General features: G+C 67.7%; 11 protein-coding genes. 6 read left to right on the forward strand and 5 right to left on the reverse strand.

The genetic code is table 11. From position 1 onward, the window contains the following. The first annotated feature begins 177 nt into the window (after positions 1-177). Positions 178-1,773 (forward strand): beta-N-acetylhexosaminidase, encoded by a 1,596-nt coding sequence (locus ABZS77_RS21850; RefSeq protein ID WP_354825642.1) that lies wholly within the window; start codon positions 178-180, stop codon positions 1,771-1,773. 48 nt (positions 1,774-1,821) lie between these two features. Here ABZS77_RS21850 and ABZS77_RS21855 read toward each other — a convergent pair whose 3' ends face one another. Beyond that, complete coding sequence (locus ABZS77_RS21855; protein WP_354825645.1) at positions 1,822-2,286, reverse strand: hypothetical protein; 465 nt, start codon at positions 2,284-2,286, stop codon at positions 1,822-1,824. A 204-nt stretch (positions 2,287-2,490) separates the two neighbouring features. Next, the gene (locus ABZS77_RS21860) at positions 2,491-3,222 is read right to left on the reverse strand and encodes an SDR family oxidoreductase (protein ID WP_354825647.1); all 732 of its coding nucleotides are present in this window, start codon (positions 3,220-3,222) and stop codon (positions 2,491-2,493) included. A 103-nt stretch (positions 3,223-3,325) separates the two neighbouring features. On the opposite strand from ABZS77_RS21860, the gene ABZS77_RS21865 reads away from it, so the two are divergent. After that, positions 3,326-4,174, forward strand: coding sequence for a LysR family transcriptional regulator (locus tag ABZS77_RS21865; RefSeq protein WP_354825649.1), 849 nt, complete (start codon positions 3,326-3,328; stop codon positions 4,172-4,174). Between the two features lie 778 nt (positions 4,175-4,952). Here ABZS77_RS21865 and ABZS77_RS21870 read toward each other — a convergent pair. Beyond that, on the reverse strand, positions 4,953-6,131 hold the full coding sequence (locus ABZS77_RS21870) for a PD-(D/E)XK nuclease family protein (protein WP_354825651.1): 1,179 nt from the start codon (positions 6,129-6,131) through the stop codon (positions 4,953-4,955). Positions 6,132-6,263: 132 nt separating this feature from the next. Beyond that, positions 6,264-9,329 carry a hypothetical protein gene (locus tag ABZS77_RS21875; protein ID WP_354825652.1) on the reverse strand — a complete coding sequence of 1,022 codons (3,066 nt, stop codon included), beginning with the start codon at positions 9,327-9,329 and terminating at the stop codon, positions 6,264-6,266. A 287-nt stretch (positions 9,330-9,616) separates the two neighbouring features. On the opposite strand from ABZS77_RS21875, the gene ABZS77_RS21880 reads away from it, so the two are divergent. The 3 genes from ABZS77_RS21880 (at position 9,617) to ABZS77_RS21890 (ending at position 11,516) form a co-directional block, all read left to right on the forward strand. After that, positions 9,617-10,525, forward strand: a complete 909-nt coding sequence (locus tag ABZS77_RS21880) for a site-specific integrase (RefSeq protein ID WP_354825653.1) — start codon at positions 9,617-9,619, stop codon at positions 10,523-10,525. After that, positions 10,522-10,671, forward strand: a complete 150-nt coding sequence (locus ABZS77_RS21885; RefSeq protein ID WP_354825655.1) for a hypothetical protein — start codon at positions 10,522-10,524, stop codon at positions 10,669-10,671. Before ABZS77_RS21880 ends, ABZS77_RS21885 begins: the two co-directional genes overlap by 4 nt. A gap of 65 nt (positions 10,672-10,736) precedes the next feature. Beyond that, positions 10,737-11,516, forward strand: coding sequence for an HNH endonuclease signature motif containing protein (locus ABZS77_RS21890; protein ID WP_354825658.1), 780 nt, complete (start codon positions 10,737-10,739; stop codon positions 11,514-11,516). 434 nt (positions 11,517-11,950) lie between these two features. Here the strand turns inward: ABZS77_RS21890 and ABZS77_RS21895 are convergent, their stop codons facing one another. Further along, on the reverse strand, positions 11,951-12,697 hold the full coding sequence (locus ABZS77_RS21895) for a hypothetical protein (RefSeq protein ID WP_354825661.1): 747 nt from the start codon (positions 12,695-12,697) through the stop codon (positions 11,951-11,953). A 99-nt stretch (positions 12,698-12,796) separates the two neighbouring features. Here ABZS77_RS21895 and ABZS77_RS21900 point away from each other — a divergent pair, with 99 nt between their 5' ends. Continuing rightward, the gene (locus ABZS77_RS21900) at positions 12,797-13,798 is read left to right on the forward strand and encodes a tyrosine-type recombinase/integrase (RefSeq protein WP_354825664.1); all 1,002 of its coding nucleotides are present in this window, start codon (positions 12,797-12,799) and stop codon (positions 13,796-13,798) included. The last annotated feature ends 5 nt before the right edge of the window (positions 13,799-13,803 follow it).

A 13,803-nucleotide genomic window follows, 5' to 3' on the forward strand; every position in this document is an offset into this window, starting at 1 on the left:
TCGGTGAACCGTGCGACCACCTCACGAATTCCCCTTCGCCGGTCCCGGTGAGGACGGCGACAGCCAGGTCACCGCCACCACCTAACGATTAGGAGTGTTCACAGTTCAGGCGCACCCCGGGTAGCGTGCGAATCGGATCGATGACCACCGATCACGACGAACCCCTGGAGGTTCCCCGTGCGTCGCCGACACACCACCCCACGGCTGCTGGCCGTAGCCGCGCTCGCCCTGCCCCTCGCCCTGCCCGCGGCCCCCGCCGCCGCCGCACCACACACCCCGGCCCGCCAGCTCACCGACGTGATCCCCGCGCCCGTCGAAACCCACCCCGACGCCCGCACCGCCTTCCGGATCACCCCACTGACCGTCATCCGCACCGCACCCGGCTCCACCGCCGCCCGCCAGGTCGGCAACCAACTCGCCGAGACCCTGCGCCCCGCCACCGGCCACCCCCTGCCCGTGCTGCCCGTCCGCTCCACCCCACTGCCCGAGATCGCCCTCCTCATCGGGGGAGCGGACCACCGCGTCGGGCAGGAGGGCTACCAACTCGACGTCACACGCCACCGCGTCACGATCCGCGCCAACACCCCCGCCGGACTGTTCGCCGGCACCCAGACACTGCGCCAACTCCTACCCGCCGACATCGAGGCGCCGACCCGGCGACACGCCACCTGGACCATCCCCGGCGGACGGATCATCGACTACCCGCGCTTCGCCTACCGGGGCGCCATGCTCGACCTCGCCCGGCACTTCCACACCGTCGACGAGATCACCGCGTACGTGAACCTCATCAGCCAGTACAAAATCAACTACCTGCACCTGCACCTGACCGACGACCAGGGCTGGCGCATCCAGATCGACTCCTGGCCCCGACTCACCACCGTCGGCGGCGGCCCCGGCACCGGCGTCGACGGCGTCGGCCCCGGATACCTCACCAAGGCCGACTACCAGGCCGTCGTCGCGTACGCCGCCGCCCGGCACGTCACCATCGTCCCCGAGATCGACATGCCCGGACACACGAACGCCGCCCAGTCGACCTACCCCGAACTCAACTGCGACGGCGTCGCACCGCCCCCACGCACCGACATCGCCGTCGGCTACAGCTCCCTGTGCATCAACGACGAGCTCACCTACCGCTTCGTCGAGGACGTCATCCGCGAACTCGCCGCCATCACACCCGGCCCGTACCTGCACATCGGCGGCGACGAAGCCCACGCCACCACCGACGAGGACTACCGCACCTTCATGAACCGCGTACTGCCCCTGGTCAGCAAGTACGGCAAACGCGCCTACGGCTGGAACGAGATCACACAGGCCGACCTCCCCGGCGACGCCGTCGCCCAGTTCTGGGGCACCGGCACCAGCAACGCCGACCTCGTCGACGCCGTCGCCCGCGGCACCAAGGTCGTCATGTCCCCGGCCAACAAGTCCTACCTGGACATGAAGTACGACGCGAACACCCGCCTCGGCCTGCGCTGGGCCGGCCTCATCGAGGTGTCCGACGCGTACGGCTGGGACCCCGCCACCCGCGTCACCGGCGTCGGCGAGAACGCCATCCTCGGCGTCGAGGCGCCCCTGTGGTCCGAAACCCTGCGAACCCTCGACGACATCGAGTACATGGCCTTCCCCCGCCTACCGGCGATCGCCGAGCTCGGCTGGTCGACCACCGCCAGCCACGACTGGGAATCCTTCCGCACCCGGCTGGGGGAGCAGGCACCCCGCTGGCGCCTGCAACAGGTCGACTTCTACCCGTCCCCCCAGGTGCCCTGGATCTGAACCGTTCCCGGTGCGCCGGCCGAGCCCGGCCGGCGCACCGAGAGCGGGTCAACGGCCGCAGGTGCTGTCCAGCGCCTTGAGCGTCGGGTCCAGATCCGGTGCTTCCACCTCGGTGGCCTTCGGACCGGTGAGGCGCTTCTCCACCGCCGTGGCGAGATCCTCCAACGCCGTACGCACCTTCGGGTCCGCCGCCGTCGGCGCCTCCTTACGGAGGTCCTGCGCGAGCGCCGTGTAGTGGCCCCGCACCTTCTCACCCTGCTCCTTCGCGCTGACCGGCTTGTCGATCGCGGCGATCGCGTCGTCCGCCATCGCGACGAAGTGCTTCTTCACCACCGCCAGGGTCGTCTCACAGACCTGCTTGCTGTTCGCCGCGACATCCACCGTCGGACTGGCCGCCACGGCCGCCGACGGATCGGCGCTGCCCGCGTCGTCCTTCGGCGCCGGGTCGCAACCCGCGACCAGGCCCGCGAGCACGACACAAGCCAGGACGGTACGCACGGACTTACCCATCATGGTGCTTCCCCCGTTGTTCTGACCGGCCCCCACCGGGGGCGCAACGCACCACTGTAGAGAGTCAACACCGACCGCGCACTCCCGTTCCGTCCGCTTCCGAGGCCCTCGGCGGACGGCTCGACCAACGCCCCCACGCGCCGGTCCTGCTGGCCGACGCGTGCCTCGCCGCCGGCACCGCGCGCCAGACGGCGGACGGGGGCGCTGTCACCAGGGCACCACCCCGGCGTCCTCGAAGAAGCCACCGGTCGGCCCCCCGTCGGGCAGGGTCGCCAGACGAATGGCTGTCGCCGCCCCCTGCGCCGGCGTACGCACGCCACGGAAACCGTTCAGGTCGGTGGCGACGAAACCCGGACAGGCGGCATTGATCAGGATGTTCGTGTCCGCCAGTTCCCGGACGTACTGCAGGGTCACCGCGTTCAGGAACGTCTTCGAGGGCGCATAGGCCACCGCGACCGGCCCGGTGGTGGTCTCACCCCCGAGACCGGACTGCCGCGCCAGGGAACCGACGCTGCTGGACATGTTCACGATCCGCGGCGAGGCCGAGCGACGCAGCAACGGCAGCATGGCGTTGGTGACGCGGATGACCCCGAGCACGTTGGTCTCCACGACAGCCCGGACGACCGACAGGTCCACCGAGCTCGGCTGCTGCGGCCCACCGCCGGTGATCCCGGCGTTGTTGACCAGCGCGTCCAGACGCCCGCACCGCTCGGCGATCAGCTCCGCGGCCCCGGCGACACTCACGTCATCCGTGACGTCCAACGGCACACCGAACGCGTCGACGCCGGCAGCACGCAACCGGCTCACCGCCTCCTCGCGCCGCACCTCGTCGCGGGCGCCGACTCCGACACTCCAGCCCAGCGAACCCAACCCCGCCGCGATCTCGTACCCGATGCCCTTGTTCGCCCCGGTGACCAGGGCGATCTTCGTCTCCGTCATGGTCCGATCGTGCGTGCCGCCGCTTCTCGAATCCAAGACCAACTAGGTCACGCCCGATACCCGCAAGGTATGCAACAGACCGAGCCGACGTACGCTGGGAAGCGTGGACAGCAGGGAATTGCGGTACTTTGTCGCCGTCGCCGAGGAGATGCACTTCGGCCGCGCGGCCCAACGCCTGGGAATCGCCCAACCGCCCCTGTCCCGCACGATCATGCAGCTCGAACGCCGCCTGGGCACCCCGCTGCTGCGCCGCGACAGCCGACCGGTCACGCTCACCGAGGCCGGCGTGGTCCTCCTACACGAGGGACGAGCCGCGCTGGAGGCACTGGAAGCAGCCGAGCACCGCGCCCGCAGGGCCGCCCTCGCCGCCACCGGCGGGCCCCGCGTCACCCTGGCGATCAAGGCCGGCGCCTCCACCGAACTCCTCGCCAAACTCCTGGACGCATACGCCGCCGAACCAGACTCCGTCTACGTCGACGTCCTGCTGTGCGGGCCGGGGGAGCAGACTCGCCTGCTGCGCAACGGTCACGCCGACGTCGCCATCCTGCACCCACCCATCGACGACACGACGGGCTTCGACACCGAGGAACTGGCCACCGAGGGGCAGGTGGCCGTCCTTCCGGCCGGGCACCCGCTCACCACCCGCACCCACGTGACCGCAGCCGAGATCGCCGAGCTGACCGACCTGCCCCAGCCCCGCTGGCCCCGGCGCGACGGAACGTACGCCGACGGCCCCGGGCCCGAGGTCCAGAGCCACTCGCAACTCCTGCAACTCATCGCACTCAACAGGACCACGGTGATCGCTCCCGAGTCCTGCCGGTCACAGCTGCGTACGGACGTCGTCGCCGTTCCGGTCATCGACGCCCCCCGCATCACCACAGTCATGGCCTGGCCGCCACGCAGCCGGCTCCGAGCCGTCGCCGGTCTCCTGCGGACCGCGGCCCGCCTCTGACGGTGGGCCACCGGAAACGTTGATCATCAAGGATCGGCGTCTGACCCAGGGGGAGAGCCCGCACCTCCTGACCCACGCCCGGACCGCCCCGTCGCCCGGCCGTACCGGGAGGTGACGATGTTCGTGGCGTCGTCGCTCGCTGTCAATTCTGGATCGCCGGGAACGTCAGCGGATCGCGTCTCGGTGTCGCTGCGGGTGCGAGGTGTCCCTTCTCATTCATCTTGAGCCACCTAGGCCGCCCCTGACCTGCGATGGCTCAAGATAGTGAGAGCTGCGGGCACCAAGTCTCCTCACTGTCCTGGGCCAAGTACAGGTCTGTCGTCTGACACTCAAGGTGCTGGCCTCTATCGCCGACGGCGAGGAGACCGACGACTGTTACTCTGCGTGATTTCCACCGAGGATGGAGGTCTAAAGCGTCGATACAGGTCGAGCATCAACGGCTTTTAGAGTCGGTCGTGTGCGCCGCGTACCTGCGCATTCACCGGTCGATAACTCCACGGGCGGGGCTGCCACTGGCCAGTCAGGCCTCGGTTGCCTGGGGCGGTTCGGTCCTCCTAGCTAGGGACGGAAACCACCGACCTCTGGGGATCGCGAAGGCGAGGCGCTGCCGTTGCCGCGGGAAACCCGTACGACCGTGCATGTGCTCCCAACGACCACGGCCGTCACGACGGCTGACGCCCCGTTGCCGCCTCTCGGCGGTTCACCAGCGCCGAGCTAACCTGCAGGACCAACCTCCCGCTCAGCCGTAGCGCCGTCCCCGGCCCTGGTCAAGGACAGCTCACGGCTGGCTTGCCTCCTTGAAGAGTTGGTCGAGCGCGGGTGACATGATCTGCCACCCCGTCATCAGGGCAGCTTGGCAGTCCGCTGCCAACTCTTCTAGGTCAACACCTTCACCACGAGGGGGCACCCTCCGCCACAAAGGCCACCGCATCTCGCCCTTCTCGCCCCACTGCAGCTCCACTGCCCGGTCCGCCAATTCTCTGCGGAGCCAGCTCGCCAACTGCGGGTCCAGGTCGCCGGTCACCCGAACCCCGACGTACGGCCATTTTCCAGATAAAAGCATTGAGGGCGACCATTGGATCGCGACCGCCACGACGCTCGCGCCGCTGCGCCAGTGAGCGCGACGCAGTGAGAACGTCGGCCAAGTCCAATCCTCCCAACCGAACACCGCACCTTTGGGAACGTCCATCTCGTCCAGCGCGTGCCTGAGCGCCGACTCGACGGCGATCAGGCCGCTCTCTCGCAAGGCTGCCCATTCCTCGATATCAGCCCTGTGGCGCAGGTAGAACGCCGTCTTGTTGTCTAGGGTCACAACCTCGTCCCCTCGGCCGGCCTGGAAAGCACGGATGGTGTGCAGGAAGTCCAGCGCGCCACCCGCAGGATCGGTGCTGCTGACTAGGTCGGCGACCTGGGTCCAGGTGAGCGGGTGCCACCTGTCGCAGGTGGCCGGAGCTTGCTCCTCCGGCATTTCTCCGGTGCGCGTCAGAAACACCAGAGTCGGTTGCTCGTTTGCCCACAGGGCGGCGAGCCGGTCGCATTGGTTGTTGTGCTCGACGGCGTTGACCTTTGCCTCGATCAACACGCACCTTGCGCCGACGCGGAGAACAAGGTCGGCTCGGGTGAGTCGGCGGCCGTCGCGTCGTGACTCCTCGAGACTCACACGGACAGGGTCGCCGGGCGCGTATGGAACGCCAAGCACATTGACGAGACCTTTGACAACACGGTCGCCGAGGCCGTGGTGGCCGTCAGGCATGAGCAGCCAGCCCAGACAAGCGACCAAGTGAACCTCGCGCTGGTGAAGACCGAGTAGCTCGAGCAGGGTCGCAGGGCCCCTACGCCATCGGCCGGCAACCTTCAATCGGGCGGCCTCGGATGCCATGGCGGCCCTGGATGCCTCCCATCGGGAGACCTGCTCACCACTCACAGTGCCCTGATCCTCCGGCTGGTCAGCTGGCATGCGGCAACCACGGTCGGCTGAAGGCTACAGTTCCATCCGATGTGTCGGTCCGAGAAGATTGTCTCAAACGGGAACAGCACCGCGACAAGCGTCGGTCCGGTGGGAGCGTGCCATACATTGCTGCTGCAACCCTCAGAGTCCGCAGGCTTCGCCGTTGTGGCCGGGAATGACCTCAGTGCTACAAATGTAGTGACCCGGGACCGACTGCCGGACGCTGAACCGCGGATCTTGCGCCAGGATCGATGCTAGCGATCGTGCGAGCTCGGCGTCACGGCCCGCCAGGCCATCGAGTGCCATAGCGACCTCGCGACGCACCGACGCTTGATCGTCTTTCGCAAGATCGGTTGCGGCGGAGGCATCGACTGCCGGTTCGACTGCCAGCAATGCAGCTGCAGCTTGGCGCTGCCGCGTATCGCTAGACGAAGCAAGAACGGCCCACGGGATGGGCAAGAGGAAACCACGCATTGCGAGTGTGTAGGCAGCTTTCGATGCTGCGAAAGAGTCTGCGGTGTCTCCGCCGCGTAGAAGTGGTCGAGCGGCTTCCCAAACCTGTCCAGCGGTCTCCTCGTCCACAGCCAGGCTCGCGGCCACGATCACTGCTGCGCGACGAAGTGAGCCGACCGGGGAGATCATCCGGAAGCTGCCCAGTGGATGGCTGTACCGGTCGTTGAGTTGATCAAAGGTGCTGCGTGGGGAGTGCCCTCGTGCTACGGGCAGAACCAGCGCTAGCAGCTCGCGACGGACTGCGTCCGGAAGTTCGGGCGCAAGGACCCCGCAGCCCTCCATGGCCTGCCTCCGGTTGTTTTCGGAGTCCTGGCCGTCTAGCGCACGTCGGATGTAGTCGCGAGCCAGGTCACATTGTCGATCAACCGGTAGGCATCGTGCGACGTGGGCGGGAAGTGCTACATCGGCGAGACCCGCCATGTATCCGGGGCCGTAGGCTGGTGGTTGTTCGATCGCCGCTTTGACCTGTCTTTCGGCAGCAGCCACCACCATCGGGTCAGTATCGCCGTGTATTGCTAATAGCTGCACGGCCATACGGTTGCCGTTAGCAGCTCGCTGTCGTAGCGGTTCTCGAAGATGCTCGAGGCAGGCCTGCACGGCCGCACTCTCATCGAGGAGCCTTCTGGCCATCTGATCGGAGGCATCGAAGATGTCCACCATCCGTTTGGCCAGCTCTTGCCTTCGCGCTGGGTGATAAAGGGCCAAGTCGGCGACAATGCGGATGATTGAGTTGTCTACCCAGGTGTACCGATTCGGTGCCCGCGGCACCATTGGGTCCATCGCAGTGAGAACTGCCTTCAGGTGAGGCTCGCCAATCCGCTCAGCCAGGGCGGCGAGGACGGCGAATCCCTGCACCCAAGGCAGAGGGCCGATGAAGCCGTCACGAGGACCAGTTGCGGCGCGCAATGCCCGGGTGGTCCAGGCATCTACGTCCGCGTCCGGCACCAGGTCGCCCTGCTTTGCGGTTGCTTGTAGGGCTGCCGCTTGCGTCTGAGCCTGGGGGTGCTCGGCCTGGAGAGAGCAATCGATGTAGAAGGACGTGCGGGCGGCAAGGTGAGCCGCCGCCTTAGCTTCCCCGGCTTGGACGTAGTGATGCACGGCTGCAGCCGGTTCCCGCTCCGTCTTCTCGTACAGCGAGCCCAGCTGGCGGTGAGCTTCGAGTTCGTCGTCGAGGTGAGCTAGCCGAGTGCTGTCGCGTAGGTGCCGCCGGAGTTCGGGTAGGGCGGCATTCAGTTTGTTAGCGAGCAGGTACTCAAGTGCCCGAGTGTGTGGGTCGTAGCCGCGCTGTAGAAGACCACCTGAGCCACTTGCCCGTACTGCAGCAGCTCGGGCTGCGACTTCCGTAATATTCCCGATCGCTGAGGCCCGGACCAGGATGCGAGCGCGGGCATGCATCCACTCTGCCGCGTCTTGCCATAGCTTCGCTCGGCACGCCCGTTCGACAGCCGCCCGATAGGCCGCCTCGGCGTCCTGAAGCTCGCTGGCCCAATGTAGGTAGCGCCCTCGCCTCGCGTACACCAGGGCAGCTGCTCTGGTGCTCATGCCCGCGATGCCTGGCGACGCACGATCAAGCAGGCTCTTCCAGCGAACCTCATCCTGCTCTGCGTCGGCGAGCGCGAGTTCAAATCTGATCGACACTTCCTCCTTGGCGGTAGCGACCACCGCCGGCAGCAACCTCTTGGCGCTCGCCACCGCCGACAGTTCGCCATCGGCCAAGGCGGCCTCGGCGACAAGAACCAGCAGTGCTGGCGCTTCCGGATCTCCCCCCTCGACTGCATCTCGAGCCGCCGACACCATCTCGGCGCAGGTTAGTCCTGGGTCTCGGAACCAGCGCTCCGCTAGCTCTACGGCTCTAGCGCGCGCAGGCAACCATGCTGGCGCATCAGTCACGCTCGCAAGCTGCTCAAAAGCCGCCGTGGCCTCCCGGCAGACTGAAGCGGATCCCTCGGACAGGTCCTGAAGGACGAGCGGCATCCAAGCCGCCGCTGCCATCGCCGCCTCGTGGCCGCGGGTAAGAAGCCGAGCTTGTTGCATCCTCAGGGGGCGTCCAAGGCCGCCATAGCCCTCGGCTTCCAACCGATCAGCGACTGCGCCGAAGAGCCGTGCGGCGCCCACCGGGTCCGTCTCAGAAAGCTCCTGTGCCTGAACATGCTTGCTTGCAACCTGTAACGCTTCGAGCGGACCGCGTAGAAGTACATCCGGGTCGACGCCTTCTTGGCTACCTACTACATCCCGAAGCTGCTTGATGTCGCTGCCGATGCCGTCAACGGCAGCCCCTACCGAAAGCACCGAGTCATTAACGGACCGTACCTGATGGCTGAGTCCAGCCTGCGCATCATTCAGGTCTAGGGCGCCCATGATCTCGTCTTGGACTGTTTGTGCGACCAAGAGCGCCCGAGACGAAGGAAGCTCCGTAGCTGCGGCCGACCGGATAACCTGAGCATCAATCCTACGGGCAAGTCCATCGATAGAAGTTGGAGAAACTGCCAGCAGGAGGTGCCACACCTCCGGCTCTCGTACGAGCCTGCGAATCCTCCACTTTTCCCAAAATGTCAGCTTCGGGGCTATTTCATGCCGGCCCAGTCGGCTGACGAGCCGACTGGGAAAAGACCTCCTGGTTAAGGCTTGGAGAACCTGCTTCGCCGCAACGCTTCCCACCTGCTGGGCAAGCCAAAGCTCAATACCGGTTGGCACCCCTCGATCCTGACAGACAACACCTGAATCTTTCGCCCCCGGGTGTCTGCCCACGCATCATTGGACTGCCGCTATGGCAGGCGGTCGCGGCGTCGATCGAACGGCTGCCTCGTAACTGGGCGCAGGCGTTGCTTGCGGCCGCGCCTGTGGTCACCAGGTGAGGGCGGTGTTGTGGAGATTGGTGAGTCCGCGCTCGACCGGCTCCGGCGCGCGCCAAGGCCGACTCCACCCTCCGCGCGTACCGAAGCGACCTCCGCCGGTTCCTCGTCTGGGCCGGCGCGCAGAAGATGATCACGACAGATCTGATCCCGATCGACCGGGGCTCGATCAACGACGCCCTCAACGCCGCGGCGTTCGCAGCCCTCCTGGAGCTGCACGCGATCGCCACCGAGTACATCAACCACCTCGCCGAGGAGGCCAAGGCGCCCAGCACGATCGACCGTGCCTTGGCCGCCATCGCGGTCGCCCACCGCTCCGTCGCCACCGACGGGGCCCGGGCTGTGCTGCGTACCTACCGGCGGGACAGCGCGGACGGGGGCCGGAAGGTACGCAAGGCCAGGCCCCTCCTCGTCTCCAACCTCCGCCTGACGGTGGATACCTTGGACCCGGACAAGCTGGCCGGCCTTCGCGACCGGTCCATTCTCGTTCTCGGGTTCGCCCTCGGCGCGCGCCGATCCGAGATCGCCGCACTTGACATCGAGGACCTGGACTTCAACGAGCACGGCCTCGAGGTGACCATCCGCCGGTCAAAGACCGACAAGGACGCCACCGGCCACAAGGTTCATGTGCCGTATGGCACCAACGAGCAGACCTGCCCGGTCCGGACCACCCGGGCCTGGCTAGCAGCCCTCGCAGAGTGCGGCGTCGCCAGCGGCGCCCTCTACCGACGGATCGACAAGCACGGCCAGCTCGGCCGCGCCCCGCACGGCCGCGGCTCGGCAGATGGGCGCATCAGCGGCCAGGCCGTGGCCATCATCGTTCAGCGGACCGCCCTCGCCGCCGACATCGACGCCGCGTCGGTCTTCAGCGGCCACTCCCTGCGCCGAGGCTTCGCCACGGAGACCCGCCGGGCCGGCCACGATCAGATCCGCATCGGCCGCCACGGCGGGTGGAAGGACGGTTCCCCCACCCTGGCTGGCTATATGGAAGACATCGACCGAGTAACCTCCAACGCCCTCACGGGCGTAGGACTATGACGAGCGGAGGAACAGCCAAGACCGCCACCCACGCCCGCGCCAACGGCGCCGACCTGGAGGACCGGCAACACCACGAGCCTGAGACCGAGTCCGCCTCCGCCAAAGCCACCGCGGATTACCAGCGGGCGCTGGGCATCGCCCAGTGACGCGGACGGTGGAGGTTGTCAGAACCCGCTGGCATGATCATGACCTCCTCCACGGAAGGACATGAGTGAGGTTCTGCGAGATCGAAGGCTGTGACGGCAGATTCCTCGCTCGCGGCTGGTGCCGGAAGCACTACATGCAGTGGAAGCGCACCGGAGACCCGCTGGGCACGGCGCGGAAGCCGAAGCCGACGTGCGGCGAGGGTGGCTGCGAGCGCGAGCACTATGCCAAGCAACTCTGCCATGGGCACTACCAGCTCGCCAGGAAGTGGGGCAAGAACTGGCGGGAGCTGGCTCGGCCGACTCCGCAGCCACGAGCCGAGACGTGCTTCATCGACGAGTGCCCCAACCCTGTCCTGGCGGTCGGGTACTGCGGCTCCCACTACCAGCGCCTTCGGAAGTACGGCGACCCGCTGGGGTTCAGGCATCGTCCGTGGACGCCGCGCCTGAACGGAGCCGCTTGCCCGTGGTGCGGCGGGGCGGTCAACCGATCGGCCGGCAAGCACAAAGTCTTCTGTAGCTCCGGGTGCGCCGATGCGAGCTGGACCGCCGGGCCGAACGGCATCAGACACAACATGCGCCGCCGCAGCGCCCTGGCCCGGGAGAAGGCAAACCTCATTACCGAGCGGGACCTAGCGCGACTCCTGGCGCGCCAAGGCGGCCTCTGCGCGTACTGCCGCCTCGCCGCGCCGACAAGCATCGACCACATCGTGCCGCTCAAGCTAGGCGGACGTCACAGCATCGGCAACCTCGCGTGGGCCTGCGGGTCATGCAACTCCAGCAAGAGCGACCGCCTGCTGTTCGCATGGCGAGTCACCCAGCGAACGGCGCTCGCCCTCGCCGCATAGTTCGGGAAGGGAGTGATGTCCTGTGACCCCCATGCACGGCGTGGGGGGCCATCATCAGATCGGCGAGCTCGACCACGACCAGCAGGTACGGGTGCGGGCGGATCTCCCAGTTACTGTTCGGGATCTCAACTCGACAGCGCTCTTGCCCTCGTATCGGGGGAGGAGGAGCCACGCCCTCCGACGAACCGACCGCATATGAGTGCCTCGACCTTACCCTTCGGAGGGAACCATTACCTGGCGGGTGACGGCACAGGGGCGCCGGCCGCGGCTCAAGTAAATGAGAAGACTCAGGAGATGGCTCAAGTTGTTGACAATGGCTCAGGCCGATTGAGAAGTGACAGGACCGTCCCCGACGGGTCGATCGCACCTCCGTAGCCGATTCGATAATGTACATTATGTAAAGTTACGTATTCTGGGGTCCCCTGAAAGGGGGGTCAGTCGCGCGTCAGCCCCGGCGGACACGCGTCCTCGTCCGGGCCGACGAGGCGGGCACCGACCAACGGATTGCGCCGCAGCACCGCGAGCATGTCCGCGCTGGCGCCGATGTCGGTCCAGGTGTCGTCCCACAGCGCGCAGACCAACCAGGAGCGATCCGTCGGAAAGAACAGATCCGGCAACGCCCCGTCGCCGCGCAGATGACCGGTACGCCAGGTGAGAGCCTGCTCGGGTCCCGCCTCGACCAGCACGTAGGACCACCCCCAGTACAGGGACACCCGCGCCGCGTCCGGGAAGACGATGTCGTGCGCCCCGGTGTCGAGGTAGCCCAGCCACCAGTGCCGCCCCGGGGTACGCGCCGCCAGCTCGTCGACGACGGCGCGTTCGTGGGCGCCGACACTCACACCGTCCGGCGGGTGGAAGGTCGCGTACGCCTCGAACACCGGCGGGATGGCGGCAGTGACCGAGAGGCCCTGCGTGGTGCGGCCGGCGATCCAGGTGACCTCGTCGTCCGTCCCGATCCGCCAGCGCCGCCCGTCCCTGGTGACGCTCGTCAGGGGCGCGCCGTTCGACGTCTCAGCCGTGTCCTGGCGTCCGGGCACCGCGGCCGGCGACGCGTACGGTGCCCAGCCGGTCCGCCACCGGTGCCCCACCGGGCACACCCAGTCGGTGGGCTCGACGGGATCCTCGTACCGTGTCGGGTCGCCGCGTCGGCCACAGTCCGGGCAGGTGGCGACCGGTCTCATGCCCGGCACGATACGTGTCTCTCGATCAGTGCGACACGAGCATGGTCTCCCCTCTCCCCCCGCTTCCCGGGAACGCGAAAATGCTGCATAATATCCCTTATGCATGACAAAAAGGACGAATCGCTCGGGCTGCTGATCGAGGAGTTCCTGACCGCCCGCGCCACCCGCAAGCCCTCCCCCCACACCCTGGCGGCCTACCGGCGGGACCTGTACGCGGTGGCGGCGCTGGTCGCCGAGGATGCCACCACTCCCCTCCCCCTGGACGCCCTGTCGATCACCGACCTCTCCCCCCGCGTGATGCGGGCGGCCTTCGCCCGGTTCGCCGCGCCCCGGGCACCCGCGTCGGTGCACCGGGCGTGGTCCACCTGGAACAGTTTCTTCACGTTCCTGGTCGCGGACGGGGTGGTGGCCGGCAATCCGATGCCGGCGGTCGGACGCCCCCGGGCGCTACTCCCCCAGCCGAAACCGCTGCGCGGTGCGGACACCCCGGAGGTGCTGCTGGCGTCGGTCGCCCGCGACGACGGCCGGCAGCGCGACCCGTGGCCGGAGCGGGACGTGGCGGTGCTGGCGGTGGCGCTGTGCGCGGGACTGCGCCTGTCGGAGCTGTTGGCGTTGCGGGTCAGCTCGCTGGCCGGTCGGTCGGGTGAACGGCGGATCGAGGTGGTCGGCAAGGGTGGGCGGCCACGGGTGGTGCCGATCGAGGCGGACCTGGATCGCGTGCTGGTGGACTACCTGGACAGTCGGGCCCGCCGCTTCGGTTCGCGGTCGGTGCGGCCGGACTCGGCGTTGCTGGTGGACCGGCACGGTGAGCCGTTGCGACGCGGTGGGCTCCAGTATCTGGTGGAGTCGTGTTATCGGCGGGCGGGCATCGGTGACCGGGTGCCGCGTGGGGCGCGGTTGCACGCGTTGCGGCACACGTTCGCCACGCGGTTGGCGGAGGACGGGGCGAGCGCGGCCGAGATCATGCGGTTGCTGGGGCACGCGTCGTTGGCGTCGTCGCAGACGTACATCGAGGTGACGGCCGGGCAGCAGCGCGACGCGGTGCGGGCCAACCGGACCAACCGCGCGTTGGCGGCTCTGGTCGCGGCGGACCGGGACTGAGCGGG

Origin of the sequence: Micromonospora sp. NPDC005298 (genome assembly GCF_040607375.1) — a bacterium.
GTDB lineage: Bacteria > Actinomycetota > Actinomycetes > Mycobacteriales > Micromonosporaceae > Micromonospora.